Annotated in this window: 15 protein-coding genes; 10 read left to right on the forward strand and 5 right to left on the reverse strand. The window is 33.2% G+C overall.

Features of this window, described 5'->3' with window-relative positions; all coding sequences use genetic code 11:
• Together ACY0M5_RS07100 and ACY0M5_RS07105 are read right to left on the reverse strand one after the other, a co-directional pair.
• Positions 1 to 1,596, reverse strand: coding sequence for a response regulator (locus tag ACY0M5_RS07100; RefSeq protein WP_461631271.1), 1,596 nt, complete (start codon positions 1,594 to 1,596; stop codon positions 1 to 3).
• Between the two features lie 81 nt (positions 1,597 to 1,677).
• Complete coding sequence (locus ACY0M5_RS07105) at positions 1,678 to 5,424, reverse strand: response regulator (protein ID WP_461631272.1); 3,747 nt, start codon at positions 5,422 to 5,424, stop codon at positions 1,678 to 1,680.
• A 311-nt stretch (positions 5,425 to 5,735) separates the two neighbouring features.
• Here ACY0M5_RS07105 and ACY0M5_RS07110 point away from each other — a divergent pair, with 311 nt between their 5' ends.
• The 3 genes from ACY0M5_RS07110 (at position 5,736) to ACY0M5_RS07120 (ending at position 8,036) form a co-directional block, all read left to right on the forward strand.
• Positions 5,736 to 6,272, forward strand: coding sequence for a hypothetical protein (locus tag ACY0M5_RS07110; protein ID WP_461631273.1), 537 nt, complete (start codon positions 5,736 to 5,738; stop codon positions 6,270 to 6,272).
• The gene (locus tag ACY0M5_RS07115) at positions 6,256 to 6,801 is read left to right on the forward strand and encodes a PepSY-associated TM helix domain-containing protein (RefSeq protein WP_461631274.1); all 546 of its coding nucleotides are present in this window, start codon (positions 6,256 to 6,258) and stop codon (positions 6,799 to 6,801) included. Before ACY0M5_RS07110 ends, ACY0M5_RS07115 begins: the two co-directional genes overlap by 17 nt.
• Before the next feature lie 191 nt (positions 6,802 to 6,992).
• On the forward strand, positions 6,993 to 8,036 hold the full coding sequence (locus ACY0M5_RS07120) for a tetratricopeptide repeat protein (RefSeq protein WP_461631275.1): 1,044 nt from the start codon (positions 6,993 to 6,995) through the stop codon (positions 8,034 to 8,036).
• Between the two features lie 64 nt (positions 8,037 to 8,100).
• On the opposite strand, the gene ACY0M5_RS07125 is transcribed toward ACY0M5_RS07120, so the two are convergent.
• The gene (locus tag ACY0M5_RS07125) at positions 8,101 to 8,607 is read right to left on the reverse strand and encodes a LytTR family DNA-binding domain-containing protein (protein WP_124992226.1); all 507 of its coding nucleotides are present in this window, start codon (positions 8,605 to 8,607) and stop codon (positions 8,101 to 8,103) included.
• A gap of 522 nt (positions 8,608 to 9,129) precedes the next feature.
• Here ACY0M5_RS07125 and ACY0M5_RS07130 point away from each other — a divergent pair.
• The gene (locus ACY0M5_RS07130; RefSeq protein ID WP_461631276.1) at positions 9,130 to 10,212 is read left to right on the forward strand and encodes a sensor histidine kinase; all 1,083 of its coding nucleotides are present in this window, start codon (positions 9,130 to 9,132) and stop codon (positions 10,210 to 10,212) included.
• A gap of 31 nt (positions 10,213 to 10,243) precedes the next feature.
• On the opposite strand, the gene ACY0M5_RS07135 is transcribed toward ACY0M5_RS07130, so the two are convergent.
• Together ACY0M5_RS07135 and ACY0M5_RS07140 are read right to left on the reverse strand one after the other, a co-directional pair.
• The gene (locus ACY0M5_RS07135; RefSeq protein WP_461631277.1) at positions 10,244 to 12,589 is read right to left on the reverse strand and encodes an ABC transporter permease; all 2,346 of its coding nucleotides are present in this window, start codon (positions 12,587 to 12,589) and stop codon (positions 10,244 to 10,246) included.
• Positions 12,590 to 12,621: 32 nt separating this feature from the next.
• Positions 12,622 to 13,335 (reverse strand): ABC transporter ATP-binding protein, encoded by a 714-nt coding sequence (locus tag ACY0M5_RS07140; protein WP_461631278.1) that lies wholly within the window; start codon positions 13,333 to 13,335, stop codon positions 12,622 to 12,624.
• Positions 13,336 to 13,560: 225 nt separating this feature from the next.
• On the opposite strand from ACY0M5_RS07140, the gene ACY0M5_RS07145 reads away from it, so the two are divergent.
• The 6 genes from ACY0M5_RS07145 to ACY0M5_RS07170 all read left to right on the forward strand — a co-directional run bounded on the left by ACY0M5_RS07145 (position 13,561) and on the right by ACY0M5_RS07170 (position 21,220).
• Complete coding sequence (locus tag ACY0M5_RS07145) at positions 13,561 to 14,934, forward strand: sigma-54-dependent transcriptional regulator (protein ID WP_461631279.1); 1,374 nt, start codon at positions 13,561 to 13,563, stop codon at positions 14,932 to 14,934.
• Between the two features lie 10 nt (positions 14,935 to 14,944).
• Positions 14,945 to 16,303: a sensor histidine kinase gene (locus ACY0M5_RS07150; RefSeq protein WP_461631280.1), complete on the forward strand. Its 1,359-nt coding sequence runs from the start codon at positions 14,945 to 14,947 to the stop codon at positions 16,301 to 16,303.
• Positions 16,304 to 16,386: 83 nt separating this feature from the next.
• Positions 16,387 to 16,965 carry a TetR/AcrR family transcriptional regulator gene (locus tag ACY0M5_RS07155; RefSeq protein WP_124992220.1) on the forward strand — a complete coding sequence of 193 codons (579 nt, stop codon included), beginning with the start codon at positions 16,387 to 16,389 and terminating at the stop codon, positions 16,963 to 16,965.
• Positions 16,966 to 17,094: 129 nt separating this feature from the next.
• A complete protein-coding gene (locus ACY0M5_RS07160) occupies positions 17,095 to 17,772 on the forward strand; it encodes an efflux RND transporter periplasmic adaptor subunit (RefSeq protein ID WP_461631281.1) in 678 nt (225 codons plus the stop codon).
• Positions 17,773 to 17,819: 47 nt separating this feature from the next.
• Positions 17,820 to 18,167: a hypothetical protein gene (locus ACY0M5_RS07165; RefSeq protein ID WP_461631282.1), complete on the forward strand. Its 348-nt coding sequence runs from the start codon at positions 17,820 to 17,822 to the stop codon at positions 18,165 to 18,167.
• On the forward strand, positions 18,164 to 21,220 hold the full coding sequence (locus ACY0M5_RS07170) for an efflux RND transporter permease subunit (protein WP_461631283.1): 3,057 nt from the start codon (positions 18,164 to 18,166) through the stop codon (positions 21,218 to 21,220). Before ACY0M5_RS07165 ends, ACY0M5_RS07170 begins: the two co-directional genes overlap by 4 nt.
• Positions 21,221 to 21,256 lie beyond the last annotated feature (36 nt).

Here is a 21,256-nt window from a genome sequence, read left to right on the forward strand (position 1 = left end):
TTATTGTGCGATGCTTTTCGAAGCCTGACTCAAAATTTTTCTAAGATCAGCTTCTTTAAATGGTTTAGTCAGGAAATCGTTCATGCCGGCTTCAGTACATTTTTGTTTGTCTTCGATAAAACTATTGGCTGTAAGAGCAACAATATATGTCGGTTCATCAATAGTTTCAGAAATTTCGAAGCTTCTAATTTTTTCGGTGGCGCTAATTCCATCAAGAACAGGCATCTGCATGTCCATAAGAATAATTTGATGTCGGTTTTTTTTATACAACTCAAGAGCTTCAACGCCATTTTTTGCAATGTCACAAGTTAATCCCATCATTCGAAGGGTGAGTGTAACCACTTTTTGGTTTATTGGATTGTCCTCAGCTACGAGTATCGATAAGTTAGAAGGGAGTGTAATGTTTTGATGAATGGGCATATTTTCTTTTCTTTCTTTGCATCCAAATTTCAATTCGAACATGAATTCTGAACCAACTCCCAGTTCGCTTTCTACAATAATTTTTCCGCCCATTAATTGAGTAATATTTTTTGAAATGGCAAGGCCAAGACCTGTTCCTCCATATTCCCTGGTGATTGAACTGTCTGATTGGGTGAATTCTCTAAATAGTTTTTTTTGTGCATCCTTTGATATTCCAATACCGGTATCTTTAATGGTGAAGAATAAAGATACATGCTCTTTCGATTTTTCAATGCATTTTATAGATAGGGTAACAGAACCGTTTTGTGTGAATTTGATTGCATTATTTGTCAAATTCATGAGTACTTGATTTAAACGAAATGAGTCTCCTATTAAATTTTCAGGAATGATTTCATCCACCTCAATTTTAAATTCAATTTCTCTTTCAATGGCTTTATAATTTAAAAGATGAAAAATTGTGTCGGTTACTTTTCGGATATCAAAATCAATCTCCTCAATTTCAATTTGTCCTGCTTCAATTTTCGAGTAATCTAATATATCATTAATAATTTGAATTAAATTTTCACCTGATCTAGCCATCACATCAAGCATGTCTTTTTGCTCAGAATTGAGTTCGGATTGCAGTAAAAGTTTTGAAAGACCTAAGATTCCATTCATCGGAGAACGAATTTCATGTGACATGTTTGCCAAAAATAATGATTTTGATCGGGTCGCTTCCTCAGCTTTATTTTTTTCAATGATAAGTTCCTCATTCTTTTTTTCTAAATACACCAGCAGCAAATCCAATTCTTTACGCTGACGATATAAATCCAGAAATACACTTACTTTTCCTTTCAAAACTTCAGGAATAATAGGTTTCGGAATAAAATCGACAGCTCCGGTTTCTATTCCTTTAATGATGTGTAAATCGCTTTGATGAATTGCAGAAACAAAGATCACCGGTAAATACTTGGTTTTCTTTCGTTGCCTCATTAATTCGAGGGTTTCATAGCCATCCATTTCTGGCATTTGCACATCAAGAACAGCCATTGCAAATTCATCTTTCAGAGTATATTTTAGGGCATCTTCTCCAGATGATGCACGAACAAATTCAACATCAAAATCGCTAAGAATTCTTTCAAGGCTTATCAAATTTTCTTCCTTGTCATCAACGATTAATATTTTGTCTTTTTTCATTTTCCTGTTATTGTTTGTTGTCCAATTGTATTTTTTTGGTACTGATTTTCTGCTTTAATTAAATCTATTTTAAAAGTATAGTTAGTTGTAAAGCCAAATTTTTAACATTGAAAACAATTTATTTTCATCTATTGGTTTTGATAAATAATCATTTGCTCCCGATGAAATTGCCTTTTCATAATCTTCTTTCATTGCCTTGGCAGTCAGGCAAATAATCGGAATATTTTTAATTCCCGGAGTTTTGCGAATTATAGTCATGGCTTCATAACCATCCATTTCCGGCATCATAATATCCATAAGTACTAAATCTACGTTTTTGTTTTCTTTTAAAACATCAACTGCAATTTTACCATTCTCAGCTTCAAAAACCTCTATTTCTTTATCTTCAAGTATTTTGCCCAGTGCAAAAATATTTCTGATTTCATCATCAACAACCAGTACTTTTTTTCCTTTAAAAATAGAATCATCTATTTCGGTAACCTTAATTTTAGGATTATCGGGAATTGTTGTTGCAACATGATGCAGAAAGAGGGTGACTTCGTCCATTAATCGTTCATCGGATTTTAATCCTTTTAAAATAATCGAATTGGTGTATTTGCTTAGTTGCCGGTGTTCTTCCCGTGATAATTCTTTACCTGTATAAATAATTGTGTTTGGTATAATTATATTGGCTTCGGACAGCTTGGTCAGCAGTTCATTCCCTGTGAAATCAGGCAGACCTAAATCTAATATTACGCAATCGTAACTATTTTCTCTAATTAGCTTAAAGGCTTCAATTCCAGTAGAAACTTCTTCTATTTCAGCATTTGTTGATTTTAAAAGTGTTCTAATAATTTTTCGGGTAAACGAATCATCTTCAACGATTAAGATTTTTTTAGATTCTGAAAATAGTTCTTTTTGAATTTTTTTAATGGCACTCGAGAAATCTGTAGCTTTAACAGTTGGCAGTACATTTTTTTCCCTTTCTCTGATTCCCTCTACAGGATTTACGATATGAATTGGCAAATTAGATGCGAACGGGTGTGATCTTAACCGATCCAATTCTGTTTCGCCATTTTTCATCAGTAATTCTACTCCTATGATTATTGCTGAAGGTTGATGAGCTTCAATGAGTAAAATTGCATCTTCAACATTTGAGGCAGCCAAAGCGTGAAAACTGCTTTCGTGAATTTGGTAGTACAATAAACTTGCTTCTTTTTTGTCGGGATGAATAATTACTACAGTAGAACCTGTATGTGGAATATCTCGATCATCATCAATGAAAAGAGGAAGAACAATATGTTTTTCTTCATCAGGCTGCAAGTCTTTCTCCTGCAACTCTAAAGCAGAGTTTTGAACGGTTTTAACGGATTGTTTCACCGGTAATAGTAAAGTGAAAGTAGATCCTTTTCCAGATTCACTTTCCACATGGATTTCGCCACCCAGCATTCTGGCCAATTCTTTTGAAATAGACAAGCCTAATCCTGTGCCGCCATATCTTCTGGAAGTACTCCCGTCGGCTTGTTGAAATGCTTCAAAAATAGCATCTTTCTTTTGGTCTGGTATTCCTACTCCGGTATCAGTAACAACAAAAGCACATGTTTCAATTTCTTTTAAATCATCTCGTCGCACTATTTCCTGATCAGCAAGCTTTCTCATAGTTACAGAAATAGTACCTTTCGAAGTGAACTTGAATGCATTCGATAAAAGATTTTTTAAGATTTGAGCTAAACGCAATTGGTCTGTTTCTATTGTTTTTGGGAAATCCTCTTCAATATCGATGGCGAAATTTATTTTTTTCTTTTCAGCCTGATGTTTAAAATTCATTAATATTTCCTGCGCGATACTGTCGGAACCCAGATTTTCGAAATGAACAGTCATTTTCCCTGCTTCAATTTTCGAAAGGTCCAGAATTTCATTAATAAGCTGAAGCAGATCCTTGCCGCTTTTGTTAATAATTTCGATTGATTCAATATCTTCATCATCTAAATTACCCTTTTTGTTTTTCGCGAGAAGATTTGATAAAATAAGTAAACTATTTAATGGGGTTCTCAATTCGTGAGACATATTTGCAAGGAAATCAGTCTTGTACTGACTTGTTTGCTCCAATTCGCGTGCTTTCGTTTCTAACTTTTCATGTGTTTGGGATAAGCTAATGTTCTTGCTTTGAATTTCGTCTTTTTGAATCTCCAATTGGTTGGTTCGTTCCTCCAATTCCTCGTTGGCAACTCTCAACTCTTCCTGCTGAACCTGAAGTTTTTTTTCGTTATCAATTAGTATTTTAGTTTGTTCAGCTAATTCTTCGTTGGCCACCCGAAGTTCTTCTTGCTGAACCTGTAATTCGCTTGCTTGCTTCTGAGTAGTATCTAATAAATTCTCCAGTCGGACGCGAGCTAATGTTGAGGCAATTTTCACAGTAATACTTTCACGAACAGCTTTAATGAATTCAATTTCCGATTCGCTGATCTTTTTAATCGATGCTAATTCCATTACACCCCAAAGGGTGCTGTTAAAAATTAATGGAACAATAACAATGTTGGTAGGTTTTATTTCCCCCGTTCCAGAGAAAATTGTAAAATAATCTTCAGGAACATCTTTAATGTGTTTTAGTTTTTTTGTTCGAGCTACCTGACCAAGTAAGCCATGCCCTAATCTAATATTTTTGTATTGATTTTTATTGGGTATACCAATGGAAGCAGTAAGTGATAAATTCTGATTTTCTTCCTGATAAACGTAAATTGCACCAAGCTCAGCACTTAAAAATTCAGTCATGAATATAAGAGAGTTGTCCGAAACTTCATTTAAATTTTGATCCCCTTGAAGAACTCCATTCAATTGATTCACACCAGATTTAAACCATGACGTTTCATCATTTATGGTTTTTGCATCCTTAAGGGTTTTCACCATCTGATTTAAAGAGGTTGATAATTCATCTTCTTTGGATTTAGGCGTAAGACTTACGCTTAAATCTCCATGTGCAACTTTTTGTGTGTAGTTAACAACATTCTGAAAATCTTGTTGAATAATGTCGAAAGAATTAGCTAAAGCACCAATTTCATCTTTTGAATTAATACTTAAAGGAGTGCGAAAGTTACCTTTGGCAATAAGTTTAAAATTGTTCACCATTTGTTGAACAGGAACAGAAATTGATTTGGAAATATATCTTGACAATAGCAGAATTGTAATTGCCAGGAGTAAAGCAATTCCGAGCATCACCCACATTAATGCAGAATTGGTTTTTTCCGCTAAATTACTAAGAACAGAACTAATTTCTGTATAGTGTTGTTTAATCTCGCTTAGCTGTATTTTTGTTGTATCAAGGTTTATATTTTCTCTTTTTGTAAGTAATTCATTTTTTATTTTTTCAACAAGATCAAGGGTTTTTTTTGCATAAATTCTCGTGTCTTTAATGTTGCTGTTGTTTAGTGTTTTCAGTATTTTTAAGCGATTCACTAAAAGTCTGGCATTATTAATCTCATTATTATAGATTTCAGGAAAATTCTTGAACAGATCGTTTGCTATTTCATCATCGCTTTTGAATGTGAAGTCATTGTTGATTTGTATAAAGTCTTCAGCTAAATGGTTTGCCCGGGTTAAATATTCGGCAGATCTTTCAAGATGTTCAACGTCTTTCGAAATTTTGAAATTATAAAGTTCCTCAGTGGCATTTTGGAGTAGAGTTTGATGAACACGTACACCATTAATTATTAAATCAAGAGTTTTGTTTGTGTTGAAAAAATAGTTTGAAGTCAAACTTAAGAAAAGGATACTTAAAAGTGTTAGAAGAGTCAGCAAAAGCAGCTTGGATTTAATCTTCCAGTCTTTAAATCGTGTAAATCTTGTGAGCATAGTGTTTGAACCGTATTAAATACTTTATGAACAATTTTGTTTGTGTGTTCTTGTTATCCGTAATATTACGGTATTGTGCGCGAATGGTTACTAAAGTAGTTCGAATGTTACTTTTTATTACTTCAATTTCTAAAGTAGTGATTTTTTCAATTACCGTCATCAAAACCAATGGATATTTAATTTCATTTTTTTCCATGTATTATGGAAAGAAATATTGTTAATGAATTGTTATTTTGTTAGGATTTATTCCTTGGTAATCATAAGTTTGTGTGAATCAAAACAAACAATTAATAATCCTAAAAAGTAACACAATGAAATACGTAAGCATCATTGCAATTTTTCTTTTTTGTATGTCTTGTAATTCAAAACAAAAAGAGGCAAAAGAAGGTAATATTGAAAAAAATCAGTTAGCACAAATCAAAACAGCTGTTGTAACCATTGATCAGTTAATGGTAAATGCTGAAGAATTGGTTGGTAAAGAAGTACATTTTACAGGATTGGTAAATCATGTTTGCGCACATTCGGGCAAACGCTGTATTTTAAAGAATTTGGAAGGTAACTTATCTATTCGTGTCGAAGCAAGTGGGAATTTGGAGGGATTTGATAAAGAAATGGCCGGACAGGATATTACGGTGTCTGGAATTTTAAGAAAGACACGACTAGAAGAAGCGGCGATAGATGAATGGGAGACAGAAATGAAGGCTAAGGATGCTTCGGAAGACGGCGGAAAACATTGTAGTTCGGAAATGGCAAATATTAAGGAAATGCGCAACTGGATGAAAGAGAACAACAAAAATTATTATGCAATTTATTATGTAGACGGAAATAGTTATGAAGTTGTGGAATAATGTAAAGATTAGAAAATGGCTCCGTTTTATACATCGTGATCTGGGATATTTTTTTGTTGGAATCACTATTATTTATTCCGTGTCAGGTATTATTTTAAATCATAAAAAGAATGGGGAAGATCCGGCTTACCATACTGAGTCTAAAACAATACAGTTGGCTTCAAATTTAACACCAAATCAGTTAAAGGTTTATTGGGACAAAAACATTACGAATTATCCTTTAAACCGAATAATTCCTGATGACAGTAAATACAATGTTTATTTAAAAGGGGGATTGGGAAATTACGATCCGGTAAACGGACGCTTGTCATTTGAGGTGTATGAGAAAAAAGAATGGGTCTATTTTATTAATAAACTTCATTACAATAGTAGAAAAGGATGGACACTAATGGCAGATATTTTTGCCGTTGTACTGATTGTGTTCGCTTTATCCGGGATGTTTATGGTTCCTGGTAAAAAAGGGCTTACCGGAAGAGGGAAGTGGTTGATTGTAATTGGAATAGTCATACCATTTTTGTTTTTTCTGTAAAAAATATAATTAAACAAAGAAGAGTTCATTGAGAAGGTTAAAAATACTTTTGAAATGAACTTTTTTTTTTGTAGTTGTTTTTATATGCAAGTTGTGGAACGATAATTGACTAATCAATAGAATTCTTTAAATACTCATTTTGTTAATCAATTTATTCCTGTAAATTGCTAGCTCTAAATCTGATTTATGCCATGAATAGAATATTTGTTACACTACTACTGATCATTTTCCATATTAGCTCAATGAGTCAAAATAAGGAGCTGAAAAAATTGTTCTCGAAAGGAAAATACGATCAGGTAATTGAGAAAGCTCATTCTATGTTGCAGGGAAATGCAGTAGATCCGGATTTAAATTCGATTTTAGGTCGGGCTTACACAGATTCCAAGCAGTTTACAATTGCAGTCCCTTATTTGGAAAAAACGATCGCATCGGCAACAGTTTCGAGTGATGTAAAAGAAATCAGTAAGGCGTATTTGGCAAAATGCTATTTTATAAATGGCGAAGAACAAAGAGCTGTAAAACTATTAAAAGAATGTCAGAATGACAGAAAATCAAAAGAGGCTGCTAATTATGCGGATAAATATTTGAATTTGTTTCAAACCGGGATTTATTATAAAGCATGGGAAGTTGTGGAATCAGAGAATATTCGATTTCATTTTCAGGATAAAAATAAATTGGAGAATGTGGGTGCATTCATGGCAAGAAACGATCTTAACTATAAAAGAATTACAGAAACCCTCGGTGCTGAACCAATTAAAAAAGTAGATTTTTTTGTATGGAGCGATAGAAATGAGGCATTTAGAAAGTTTAATCGTCCTCTTGGGTTCTCAAATTCGGATCTTCGTATAGTGAACGTACTATATAATGCTCCTAATGACTACGAACTTTGCCATATGCTTTGTCAGATGGCAGTGCAGACAAAGTTCAGGACAATGTTGATTAAGGAAGGTTTGGGAATGTATTTCGCCCAAATGGACCAGAATTTATTGAGAATTGCACGGCTTAGAGTTCCAAAGGATAAATTTTCATTACTGCAGTTGTGGGAAGAACCCACTAAATATGAAAGAGATCTAAGTTATCCTGTTGGAGCGGCTTTTATTGAATTTTTAATCAATAAAGGAGGAAAGCAAAAATTGAAAGAGTTCTTAAAAATACAAACCATAAAACATGCCGTGGAAGTTTATCCAGAGTTTCATAAATGGGTGAAAACTTTTGAAGCTATGTTGATGAGGTGAAATTGTCCTTTACTGGCTGATGGTATTTTACATAATAAAACTTGCTTCTGAATAGCGGCAAGAGCTATTCAATTCCTTCTGTAATTTCATTGAAATTAGGTATTTTTTTAATCCATTTATAAAACTCCCTCTCTTTACTGTTTGTAATAGAAACTATTTTGTCTTTAGGTATTTTTAATCTCACCGAAATTTTACCATTCGAAGAGGTAATTTTTTTGATATTGTTTTTGTTGACAATACATTGTCTATTGATTCTAAAGAAGCTATCGTTAAGTAATTCCTCGTAATGATTAAGAGAATGTGTTAACACAAAATTGTTTCCTGAAAAATTGATCAACGTAACTATTTTGCACTCAATATACATATAAGCAATAGTACTGCTGTTTATAGTTAAAGTTTCACCTCGTTTTTGAATTTGTATGTGTTCTTCAGTATTGATACTCGCTCTGTTTAAAATTTGCAATGTGTTCGACGAGGTATAATGAAAGGGAGTCCCTTCTATCGTGATTTTATATTCTTGTTGATCTTCTACAGCTTGTTGGTATTTCTTGCAATTCTCTTTACAATTCATGTTTGTTGTATATGTGTTTTAATTATTACCATAAAGGAGGGAACTGGATAATCAGCTTAAATCATGAAAATTATTAACATATAAATAAAATACTGAGTTGCTAATGTTTTGCTTGGAATTTCCGGTCTATTATTATTATAGATTAATTGAATTTTAATAATTATGTAGTATATGGATAATAGCTAGCAAATATATAGAATTGAGATGATGAATTTCAATGGAGGATTTAGATTTGTTGACGAATGGTTGTTTATTGTATGTTAATCTTGCTTTGTCAGGAGATATTTTCTGTCGATGGAGTAGAGTGATTGATAAACAAAGATTCGATTTCAATCATAATTTTATTTGTCATTTTATCATGTCGATGAAGATTGTGAGTAAAAGGTTGTGGATATTTATTTTTTTTAAGGGGGGATTAGTATAATAAGTGATTTTCAAGTTTGGAAGTTTAAGCGTAAGAAGGCATTTTTACTATGATATTGGGAAGAGGAATATTGCCAATAGTAAAATCTTGATATAATCATGAGAGAAAACAAAAAGAAAGCTTTGCTATTTTGTGTTGACAATAAAGAGCGGGAGATGCTATCCATAATATTAGATGCTTTTTCGGTTGAAGTATTTGAAGAAACATGTATGAATCGGGCAATAAATGTAGTTAATGAACACGGTATTGATTACATTCTTGGGAATGAGGAGGAAGAGAAATTTATTAGTGCAAAAAGCATTTTTACAAGACAAGCGAATACTTCTTTTCAATTTATTTGTTTTCATAAAAGTGCATTTTACTTTTATTTAAAAATTTTTAGGAATGAGGAGGATTTTTTTGATTTAAAAATCGATATAAATTATTTTTTTGGAAATCAAAAGTCACGTGAAATATCGAATGACAATCTTCTCTCTATTTTAAGTCATGAAATGTTCACACCTCTTAATTCGGTACTAGGATTTTCTAAGTTGCTTCAGGAATATAGTTATACAGAAAAAGATGTGAAAAAGTATTCAGGGTATATTTATAAATCTGGACAGAAAATACATAATAAATATCGATTACTATTAGATTTTATTGCATTAAAAGAAGGAGGAAGAGATTGTCATTTTTCTTATTTTTCCATTGTCTCTCTTTTTTGTGATCTTTTGGAGAAATATAAATTTAAGAAGGAATCTATTCTGCTTGAAGTTGAATATAATTATGATCTAAGTCAGGTTGAAGTTTTTACGGATAAAACCAAAGTAGAAAAAATACTTGAAAATCTTTTAGATAATGCAATAAAATTCACGGAAGAGGGAACAGTTGTTTTTGGCTTTGCAATTAATAAAAATAAGTCATTGGTTCTTTTTGTGAAAGATACTGGTATTGGAATTTCAAAAGAACATCTGAATTCTGTTTTTGATGCCTTTTGGCAAGTGGATAACTCTGATTCAAGAAGATATGGTGGTTTGGGGATTGGATTGTATTTGGTGAAGGAATTTCTAGATCAGTTGAATGGAAAAATAATATTGAATTCGGAGGAAAGTAAGGGCACTTGTATTCAAATAGAAATACCTCTTCCCGAATCAATTCAGTCTGAAACGATTCAATTGGAAGAGGCATGTTCTTTTAAATAATAACTGCTAAAACATTACAATTATAATATTGCTATTCATATTTTAAACTTTTAATAGGGTTTTGGGTGGCTGATTTCCAGCTTTGATATCCTACTGTAATAATGGAAATTGCAAAAACTAACATGGCAACCGATAAAAATACCCACCAAGGCATATTAATCCGGAAGGCAAATTTACTTAGGTAATTGTCCATAAAATACCAAGCCAAAGGCCAGGCGATAATATTTGCAAGAACTACCCATTTGGTAAATTCTCTGGAAAAGAGTGTTATTAAATTGCTGACAGTGGCTCCTAAAACTTTCCGAACGCCAATTTCTTTTGTTTTTTCTTCGGCCATAAATGAAGCTAGTCCGAAAAGTCCCAGACACGAAATTAAAATGGTTAAAATTGAAAAGTATTTTAGAATAGCAATTGTACTCTCTTCCTCTTTATATTGGGACGTGTAATTATCTTCTAAGAAGTTAATAATTGTAGGAAATCCAGGATTGTATTTTTGACATACTTTTTCGATATGTGCCAAGGCTCTGCTGTTACTATTTGTTTCGATTTTAACTGCCAAAAAATTATAATATTTATAAGGAATAAAAGCCATTGGACCAATTTTTTGCTGTAAACCTCTATAATTGAAATCTTTTATAACACCAATTATTCGTTTGTTTGATCCCCAATGCACAATGGTCTTATCAATAACTGAATTCTTATCAATCATTTTAGCAAATGTTTCGTTTATCACTAACGTAAGAGAATCGGCATCAAAGTTATCTTTGTTAAAAAAACGACCTTCAACTAATGGGGTTTTGTATACATCTATAAAATCAGGATCTGAAAAATACATGTGAACCAAAACATCTTTAGTTGATTCGTCATTATTCCATTCATATCCGCCACCATTACTGCCAAGATTTATTGGAAGATCAGAACCAAAAGTTGAGCTTAGAATACTAGGATCAATCATTAACTCTTCTTTTATGCTTTTAAGATTTTCATTCATATTTCCATTTAATACCACGAAAGCAACGTTCGATTTATCGATGCCAGTCAAAGCTGTTTTCAAATATTTTGTTTGAAGAGTAATGGTAAGAGTGCTGATAAGTAGAAAAACAGTTAATGTAAATTGGAGAACAACTAATACTTTTCGGAAAGCCGTAGCTTTTTTTCCAGAGCTTGTAACTCCTTTCAGAACTTCAATTGTTTTATACGAGGTAATGTAAAAGGCAGGATATGCTCCGGCAAATAGTCCTGTGAATAATACTACAGAAATCATGATGCTTAAAAATCTCCAATCTGTATAATTTAATTGCAGGTGCTGTCCCAGAATGTTATTGAATTCAGGAATAAATACCCGAACCAATATAATTGCAAAATTGATTGCGATCAATGAAACCAGTACAGACTCAAAAAGAAATTGCCAGATTAATTGTGGTTTAGAAGAACCTATAGCCTTTTTTAAACCTATTTCCTTCGCCCTTTTGGATGCTCTTGCAGTAGAGAGATTCATAAAGTTAAAACAAGCAATCAGCAATATAAATAAGGCAATAATTAAAAATATGCGGATGTTTTTTAAGTTGGTTTCTTTTCCTTCCAAAGAGTATAAATGTGTTTTACTTACCGGAAAAAGAGATATTCTTTCGGTAGATTCAGCCTCCACATTATCAACATAGAAAGTACTTAGTTTTTCACTTACTGCATCAGGGTCTGTACTTGCATCCAATTCTACAAATCCCGAATAGGAATGATTACCCCAGCTTTCCCAGCTGGTCCAGTCTTTCTTTTTAAATTCGAATGACATTAGCAAATCAAAATCAAAAATAGTATTGGATGGGAGGTTTTTTAATACGCCTGTAATAGTAATATCGTATTTTTCGTTTAATTTAATTACTTGCCCAATGGGATCATTATTACCAAAGTATTTTTTAGCGAATTTCTCTGAAATAACGATTGAATATGGATCTTCAAATACTTTCTCGGCTGTTCCTTTTAGTAACGGGAATGAAAACATCTGAAAGAAATCAGCGTCTGCATGAAAAATTCGCTCGTAATTCTTTTTCCCGTTTATACTCAATAAACTTTTCTCTCCCCAAGGATCGTAGTTTGTTGCATGTACAATCTCAGGTGTTTTTTCTTTCATTAAATCGACAAGTTTCCCCGGTATGTTAGGCCATCCGTATTCTTGTCCGCTATAGGTTTGCCAGTTTACAATCTGAAAAAGTTGTTTTTCTTTTTTGTGAAATTTATCGTAGCTAAATTCATGATTTACCCATAACAATAGAAGTAGAGTACAGGCCATACCAATAGCCAGCCCTGATATATTAATAAAACTATATCCTTTGTTGCGGATTAAATTTCTATAGGCAATTTTAAGGTTGTTGAAAAACATGATATGGGTTTTAATATTTTGAATTGTCTAAATTATAAAAAGGAAACGGCATTGGCAGGCGTTGCTATTTTGGATTTGTTGTTTTCACTCACAATTTGTCCGTCGAATAATTGAATTATTCTGCTTGCCCTTTCTGCATCGGAGCTCGAATGCGTAACCATCACAATGGTTGTATCTTCATCATTAAGCTGTGAAAGCAAGTTCATAACTTCATTGCCGTTAGCAGAATCAAGATTTCCTGTGGGTTCATCAGCTAAAATTAGATTCGGATCAGCAACTACAGCTCTTGCGATGGCAACTCTTTGCTGTTGTCCGCCAGATAATTGTTGAGGGAAATGCTTGCTTCTATTTTCGATCTGAACTCGTTTCAAAACTTCATTTACTTTTAATTTTCTCTCAACAGCAGGCACTTTTTGGTAAATCAATGGAAGTTCTACATTTTCATAAACGCTTAATTCATCGATTAAATTAAAACTTTGAAAAACGAATCCAATATTTTCTTTCCTTAGTTTCGTTCTTTGTTTTTCTGAGTAGTGAGATACTTCATTCTCAATGAATCTAAAATTGCCTTGGCTTGGGTTGTCCAATAATCCAATAATATTTAATAATGTTGATTTTCCGCAACCAGATGGCCCCATTATGGCAACAAATTCACCTTTTTTTATTTCTAAATTCACATTCGAAAGAGCCGAAGTTTCTACTTCTTCGGTTCTGAATGTTTTACATAGATTTTCAGTTTTTATCATGGTTTTGTGTTTTTAATAATTATTGATGCTGGAAGCTATTTTCATACCAATATTCATAATTATATAATAGTGAGACTTTTATGGTTATTTGTAGTCGTTGTTAAGGTTTCAAAGTGTCACAAAATCATCCAAGAGATGTATCAGAATGGAACAATTGGTTTTTTAGTTGATCAATTTGATTTACTTTTAAATTTGTAATAACGAAAGAGTAAATCTTTTTGAAAAATGAAAAAAGCAGGTAACGTATTAATTGTTGATGATAACAAGAGTGTTCTGGAATCTCTTCAATTGTTTTTGAAGCGCAAATTCGATGAGGTGATTATTTGCAGCAATCCGAATAGAATCCCCAATCTACTTTCCTGTCATAAATTTGATGTTGTACTTCTTGATATGAATTTTTCAACAGGTATTAACAATGGGAATGAAGGCTTGTTTTGGATGAAGGAGATATTGAAGATTGATTCGACTTTGGTAGTAATACTTTTTACAGCTTATGCCGAAGTTAATCTGGCAGTGAATGCAATGAAAGATGGAGCTGCTGATTTTATTTTGAAACCTTGGGATAATAAAAAACTATTTGCAACACTTAAAAGTGGTGTGGAATTGCATCAAACAAGACAAAAAGTTGAAAGTTTAGAAAATCAAAAACAGTTTTTGGAACAGGATTTAAATCAGAGTTTCGAGAAAATAATTGGTGATTCTGAAGCCATGAAACCTGTTTTTGAAACAATTAGAAAGGTAGCAAATACAGATGCTAATGTTCTTATTCTTGGTGAAAATGGTACAGGAAAAGAATTGGTTGCCAGAGAACTTCATTTGATGTCTGCCCGGAGAAATGAAATTTTTATGGGGGTAGATTTGGGATCTTTAAGTGAATCAATTTTTGAGAGTGAATTGTTTGGTCATTTAAAAGGTGCTTTTACCGATGCAAAAGAAGATCGGAAAGGACGTTTTCAATCTGCCTCCGGAGGAAGTCTCTTTTTGGATGAAATTGGTAATTTGTCGTTAGCCATGCAGGCAAAGTTGTTGACTGTATTGCAAAACAGAAAAGTTACCCCTTTAGGTTCAAACCGGGAAGAGCATGTAGATATTCGCCTGATTTGTGCAACCAATCAAAATGTTCAGGAAATGATAATTGCAGGAAATTTTAGAGAAGATTTGTTGTATCGTATTAATACCATACAGATTGAGCTGCCACCTCTTCGTAACCGGGGGAATGATATCATTACAATTGCAGAGCACTTTTTAAAACGCTATACTGATAAATATGGAAAATCAGAGTTAAAGCTAAGACCTGAAACGAAAGAAAAATTACTAAACTATTTGTGGCCGGGAAATATTCGTGAACTCCGGCATTGCATGGAACGGGCTGTTATTTTAAATGATAAGGGAGAACTGAACCCGGAAGATTTTCTTTTGGAAAAACAAAATTCAGGTATTGAGCTAGGAGACAGTCCTATAAGTTTGGATGAAGCTGAGAGGTTGATTATTGTAAATTCAATAAAAAGGAATCGTGGAAATATTAGCAGTGTCGCTAAAGAATTGAATATTGGCCGGCAGACATTGTATCGTAAAATTGAGAAATACAATATTTCTTAAAATCTAAAATATGATTTATCCAAAATTAACGATTGTAATAATTGTTCGGGTATTTGCTTTACTAGTTAACTGTATTTTTTTGGCTTTGGCTTGGGTGTACTATAAAGATGTACTTGTAATTGTGAATTTACTAATCATTTTAAGTATTCAGATTTACTTCTTTATCCGAAAGTTAAATGCTGTAAATCAGGATTTAGAAAATTTTTTTAAAGCAATTCGAAATAATGATACCAGTATTAAATTTCAAAACAGGAGATCAAACTTAGGTTATAATCAATTATTCACTCAATTCGATCTGATTAATAAAAGCATACAAAATATTAAAATTGAGAATGAAAACAGAAATCAATATTTCAAAGTATTGGTAGAGCATGTTGGAGTTGGATTGGTTTCTTTCAACGAAAAAGGAAAGGTGTTTTTATTTAATGGAGCAGCAAAGGAAATATTTAATAAGGCTAATTTATTTCATATCCAGCATTTGGATAGAATTCAGGAAGGAATTTCGGATTTGATATTAAATTTAGAGCCATCTGAACAAAAATTGATTTCTCTTTACCGAAATTATGAAATGATTCAGCTTTCTGTGAAAGCAACTAAATTGAAAATGTCCGGTCAAAACTTAACGCTCGTATCTTTTCAAGATATTAAAAATGAGTTGGATGATAAAGAGTTGGACTCATGGCAGAAATTAATTAGAATTCTAACTCATGAGATTATGAATTCTATCAGTCCGGTAAATTCATCTCTTTCTACTTTAATTGATTTCTATCGCGATGACGATACAAATAAGCTGATCTCCAATAAAGAGGTTGATGCAGAGATGATATCAGATACAGTTAGCGGACTGGAAATTATCGATGAACGAATTAAAGGTTTGTTGGATTTTGTTCATCGGTTTAGAGATATTGCCATAATTCCAAAACCAAATATTCAGCGAATTGATATTCTGGAACGAATCGTAAAGATTTCTAATTTATTTTCTGAAAAGTTTAAAAGTTCAGACATTAAATTCGATCTGATTTGCAGGGAAAAGAAAGTTGATTTAAATGTTGATCCTGTTTTATTAGATCAGGTTATTATCAATTTGCTGACGAATTCTACTCAGGCATTTCGAGGAATTGAGAATAGGAGGATAATTCTTCGCATTGGTAGAAATGAAGAAGACAGGAGTTTTATCGAAGTTGAAGATAATGGATGTGGAATCGAAAAAGATCTTCAAGAAGAGATTTTTGTTCCTTTTTTCACTACAAAAAAGGATGGATCAGGAGTAGGGTTAAGTCTTTCAAGACAGTTAATGAGACTTCATGGAGGTACGATATCTTTTAAATCAATACCAAACAAACAAACTCTGTTTAGATTGCAATTTTAAATAATCGTTAAAAATCAATAAAGTATATTGGATGAATATATTTTTATATATATTTGTACTCAAAATACTAAAATAGTTCACTTATGGCAAAATCAGATAAGGTTGAGATTCAAGAGAGAGTTACTAAGGTAGCGATGGATATGATGCTGAAATTTGGACTTAAAGGTTTGAATATGGTGGAGTTGGCTCGTGAATGCGGGCTGGCAAAAGCTACATTGTATAAGATTATTGGAACAAAAGAAGATTTGGTAAGAGAAATTGCTTTTGAAATATTCAATGTGAATATAATTAAAATTTTAGAGCCTTATAAATCTAATAATGATCCTGCAAAGGCAACACAGGAATTTTTAGATAACTATTTGAGTTATGCTATTGCAGGACAGAAGGTTCTAATACAACAGATTTATAAAGAATATCCTTTGATTGAGAAAGATGTTGATGAAAAATATGAAGATGAAATAAATATTGTTTATGGTAAATATACTGAATGGCAGGAACAGGGCTTAATTCGTCAGGATATTAATGTTGAGTATTGTATTGATGCATTACAAAGTCTGAATGATATTTATATTACAAGACATTACTCTGAAGAAGAAACGATTAATAGATTACGTGCAGCTTTTCGATGCATGATTATGGGAATGGGAATTCCTTTAAAGTAGAAAATAAAACAAATAGTCTTTTTGGAAATAGTATAGAGTGTGTAAAACTGTTGAGGTAGATATACTTCAATATTTTTTTGAGGAAAATGAACCTAGTGAACGAAAATAGTTCAAAGAAACAAAATGAAAATGATGAAACTAATGAAAATGGTGATTCTTACTACAATTTTGTCAGTAGGAATTTTTGCATGCAAGAAACAAGAGGAATCCAAAACGGAGATTATTCAGCCAGTTAAGGTGTATAAAGTAAGTGATAACCCCAATGGTACTTCAGTTAAGGTTTTTACGGGTTTGGTTAAAGAATCCAGAGAAGTGAAATTAGCCTTTCAAATTGCAGGACCACTGGTAGATTTAAAAGTGAATGAGGGGCAGTTTGTTAAAAAAGGAGAGCTTGTAGCGGTATTAAATGATCGTGATTATTTGGTGCAATTGGAATCTGCTAATGCAAATTTTGAAAATGCAAAATTACAAGCAGAAAGATATACTGCATTGTATGAGAAGAAAAGTACATCAAAAAGTACTTATGATCAAATTCAGGCAGTATATAAATTGGCAAAAGCACAAAAAGAAGCTGCAGAGAATGCTTTAAAAGATACTAAAATTTACGCGCCATTTTCAGGATACGTACAAGCTATGTATGTTGAAAATTTTGAAAAAATTGGTGCCGGTCAGCCTATTGTTTCTCTTTTGGATTTGAATAATTTAGAAGTTACAGCCGCTTTAAGTGAAAATGATTTTCTTCAGCATAAATTATTTACCGAATTCAGTGCGAATTTTGAAACTTTCCAAATATTGATTTTAATCTGAAATTAATTGAAATTGAAAGAAAGCCAAATGGTGATAATTTTTTTAGAATGAGATTGAAAATCGATACTCAGAATAAACAAATTGTTCCGGGAATGGTGGCAAGTATTACGGCAAAATTAAAATCGACAACTATTACAGGTTGTAAAGTGCCGGTAGAATCTGTTTTTAGTAAAGAAGGAAAATCGTATGTGTGGGTTTACAATGAGAGCACGAATTGCGTAAAAAGAAAAGAGGTGCAGATGAAAGGTTTTGATTCAATGGGAATGATTAACATCACTAAAGGTATTTCAAGTGGAGATTTGATTGTGTCGGCTGGTATTAATAGTCTTCGCGAAGGTCAAAAAGTAAAGCAATTACTTCAAAAGTCAAACTCTAATATCGGAGGTCAGTTATGAATTTTACAGAGGCTGTATTGAATCATCGGAAGGTATTGCTTTTTGTGCTGATTGCGATTGTGTTTGGCGGAGTTGTGGCCTTCACTAAAATGTCGAAGCTTGAAGATGCCGAAATTAGTGTGAAATCAGCATTAGTAATTACTAAGTATCCGGGAGCTTCTCCCCACGAAGTGGAATTGCGCGTTACAGATATTTTGGAGACAGCCATTCAATCTATGGATAATATAGATTTTATTGAATCCAGATCTATGGCAGGATACTCAGAGATTACTGTGGAAATTGCTTCATCTGTGCGAACTAAAGATCTTCCTCAAATATGGGATGTTCTGCGTCGAAAAGTGAATGATGTAAGTGTTTACTTGCCATCAGGAGTATCTCATCCAATGGTATTTGATGATTATGGAGATGTTTATGGGATTTTCCTTGCTTTAAGCGGAGATGGTTTTTCTGATGAGGAATTAAAGGATTATTCCCGATACATGAAGAGAGAGCTGCTGCTTGTGCCAGGAGTGAAACGAATTAACTTATTTGGAGAACAGCAATCTTGTGTTAATATTGAAATCTCTCAGGAAAAAATGGCTTTTTTGGGTATTCATCCTTACAAGGTGATTCAAATTCTTGATGCTCAAAATAAGATTGTTGATCCCGGAACTTTTAAAGTGGGAAGTAATAGGGTAAGAATTGCTTCCGATGGCAGTTTTCAGCAATTGGATGATTTAAAGAATTTATTGATTTCGGGCAGTGGTAAGAATTCGGTTTTTCTAAAAGATATTGCTGACATTAAGAAAGATTCCTATACGCCGTACACCAATAAAATGAAGTACAATCAAACTCCGGCAATTGGTTTGGCTATAGCCATGGATAAGGGCGGGAATGTGATTAAATTGGGAGAACTTGTTCAGGATAAGATCGATAAATTAATGACGAATGTTCCTGTTGGGATACAGATCAACCGTGTTTTTTATCAGCCGGATCGTGTAAGTATTGCTATAGAGCAATTCATGGTGAATTTAATTGAATCGGTTTTAATTGTGGTGATTGTATTGCTTCTGGTTATGGGATTCAGAACGGGTCTTTTGATTGGGAGTGGTCTGATATTTACCATATTAGGAACTTTTATTGTAATGCTTAGTTTTGACATTGCATTACAGCGGGTGAGTTTGGCTGCGATTATTGTTGCAATGGGAATGTTGGTAGATAATGCTATTGTTATTGCTGATGGTATTTTGGTTGATCTCAAAAAAGGGATTCCGCGAAAAGATGCTATGGTAAGGACATCTAAACAAACTGCCATGCCATTACTTGGAGCTACTTTAGTGGCAATACTAGCTTTTTTGCCAATTTATTTATCGCCAGACAGTACAGGTGAATTTTGTGCCAGTTTGTTTCAGGTAATTGCAATTTCTTTGTTTTTAAGTTGGTTGCTGGCATTAACTCAAACACCTTATTTCTGCGATTTATTTTTGAAAGGTAAGAAATACAGTAAAAAAGAAGGGGACAATACAGACCCATACAGTGGAAAATTCTATCAGTATTTCCGTGGTTTTGTTAAATATTCTTTGCGACACAAAACGTTAATTATTTCGCTTACCTTATTGGTATTTGTATCATCAATATTTGCTTTTAAAAATGTGAAGCAACTGTTTATGCCAAATTTGGAGTACAATCAGTTTATTGTAGAGTATTATTTACCTGTAGGTTCTGATATTGAAAATGTAGAAAAGGATCTTGGCGAGGTTGAGGAGTATTTACTTAAACAAAAAGATGTACTAAATGTAACAACTAGTTTAGGTGCAACTCCTGCCCGATATACATTGGTTCGTCCTTTTATAAATAATAATTCAAATTACGGTGAATTGATAATTGATACAAAGGATTATGAAGCAACAAAAAGATTAGGGAAAGAGGTTCAGGAATATTTAGATGCAAATTACTCCTCGGCAAGATGTCGTGTAAAATACTATTCTCCGATATTTGCAGAATATATGATTGAGGCTAAGTTTTCAGGACCGGATCCTAAGGTTTTAAGAGATTTGTCCGATCAGGCGGAAAAAATTATGGCGGCAGAACCTACAGCAGCTAAAGTAACCAATAACTGGAAAAATCCTGTTAAGGTTTGGAATCCTGTTTTTTCGCAGGCACAATCACGGGTAACTAATATTTCCCGCTCCGATGTGTCGAATGCATTGGCTTGCGCCACTGATGGTTTACCAATAGGACGTTTTTATCAGGGTGACGATATGATGCCGATTATTCTGAAAACAAAAGCGAAGGCGGACAATTACATCGAGGCTTTGGAGAATACGCCTGTTTGGGGGAATGTAGCGCATAGTATTCCTTTGCGTCAGGTAGTTTCGGATATTAAAATTGATTTTGAAGATCCAATAATTAAACGTTACGACCGTCGAAGAGCAATTAAGGCTCAATGTGATCCGGCATCAGGCTATAATGCACCAGATACATTTAAGAATCTCCATAAAAAGATTGAAGGAATTCCTTTGCCCGAAGGATACGATTTAGAATGGTTAGGAGAACATAAAGATAGCGTTGATGCAGAAGATAGTATTAATAAATTTATGCCTTTGGCATTTTTGTTAATGGTAATAATTATCATGATGCTGTTCAATAATTTCCGACAACCAATTATTATTTTAGCCATTCTTCCACTCGCTTTTATTGGTGTGAGTTATGGTTTATTATTTACCGGGAAACCTTTTGGCTTTGTGGCAATAATTGGTACGCTCGGACTGATGGGGATGATGATTAAAAATGCTGTGGTTTTACTGGATCAGATAAATCAGGATATAAGTGAGGGAAAAGAAATTTTAATGGCCATTATCGATTCAGCAGTTTCCAGACTGCGTCCGGTACTAATGGCGTCTTTTACAACCATACTTGGTATGATTCCTTTAATCAGTGATGAGTTATTTGGAGGAATGGCAGTAGCCATCATGTTTGGATTATTGATTGGTTCCCTTATTACATTGATTGTTGTACCTGTTTTGTACGCGATTTTTTACAGGGTTTCAACAAAATGCGTAATGGAATTATAAGTGTTAGCAGATATGAAACGTTCATGCCAAAGCGAT

Source organism: Labilibaculum euxinicum, assembly GCF_963678175.1.
Taxonomy (GTDB): domain Bacteria; phylum Bacteroidota; class Bacteroidia; order Bacteroidales; family Marinifilaceae; genus Labilibaculum; species Labilibaculum euxinus.

What these genes read in the sequence shown, in the direction of transcription:
- ACY0M5_RS07100 (WP_461631271.1), bottom strand. Translation starts at nt 1,596, where the DNA reads ATGAAAAAAGACAAAATATTAATCGTTGATGACAAGGAAGAAAATTTG.
- ACY0M5_RS07105 (WP_461631272.1), bottom strand. Translation starts at nt 5,424, where the DNA reads ATGCTCACAAGATTTACACGATTTAAAGACTGGAAGATTAAATCCAAG.
- ACY0M5_RS07110 (WP_461631273.1), top strand. Translation starts at nt 5,736, where the DNA reads ATGAAATACGTAAGCATCATTGCAATTTTTCTTTTTTGTATGTCTTGT.
- ACY0M5_RS07115 (WP_461631274.1), top strand. Translation starts at nt 6,256, where the DNA reads ATGAAGTTGTGGAATAATGTAAAGATTAGAAAATGGCTCCGTTTTATA.
- ACY0M5_RS07120 (WP_461631275.1), top strand. Translation starts at nt 6,993, where the DNA reads ATGAATAGAATATTTGTTACACTACTACTGATCATTTTCCATATTAGC.
- ACY0M5_RS07125 (WP_124992226.1), bottom strand. Translation starts at nt 8,607, where the DNA reads ATGAATTGTAAAGAGAATTGCAAGAAATACCAACAAGCTGTAGAAGAT.
- ACY0M5_RS07130 (WP_461631276.1), top strand. Translation starts at nt 9,130, where the DNA reads ATGAGAGAAAACAAAAAGAAAGCTTTGCTATTTTGTGTTGACAATAAA.
- ACY0M5_RS07135 (WP_461631277.1), bottom strand. Translation starts at nt 12,589, where the DNA reads ATGTTTTTCAACAACCTTAAAATTGCCTATAGAAATTTAATCCGCAAC.
- ACY0M5_RS07140 (WP_461631278.1), bottom strand. Translation starts at nt 13,335, where the DNA reads ATGATAAAAACTGAAAATCTATGTAAAACATTCAGAACCGAAGAAGTA.
- ACY0M5_RS07145 (WP_461631279.1), top strand. Translation starts at nt 13,561, where the DNA reads ATGAAAAAAGCAGGTAACGTATTAATTGTTGATGATAACAAGAGTGTT.
- ACY0M5_RS07150 (WP_461631280.1), top strand. Translation starts at nt 14,945, where the DNA reads ATGATTTATCCAAAATTAACGATTGTAATAATTGTTCGGGTATTTGCT.
- ACY0M5_RS07155 (WP_124992220.1), top strand. Translation starts at nt 16,387, where the DNA reads ATGGCAAAATCAGATAAGGTTGAGATTCAAGAGAGAGTTACTAAGGTA.
- ACY0M5_RS07160 (WP_461631281.1), top strand. Translation starts at nt 17,095, where the DNA reads ATGATGAAACTAATGAAAATGGTGATTCTTACTACAATTTTGTCAGTA.
- ACY0M5_RS07165 (WP_461631282.1), top strand. Translation starts at nt 17,820, where the DNA reads ATGAGATTGAAAATCGATACTCAGAATAAACAAATTGTTCCGGGAATG.
- ACY0M5_RS07170 (WP_461631283.1), top strand. Translation starts at nt 18,164, where the DNA reads ATGAATTTTACAGAGGCTGTATTGAATCATCGGAAGGTATTGCTTTTT.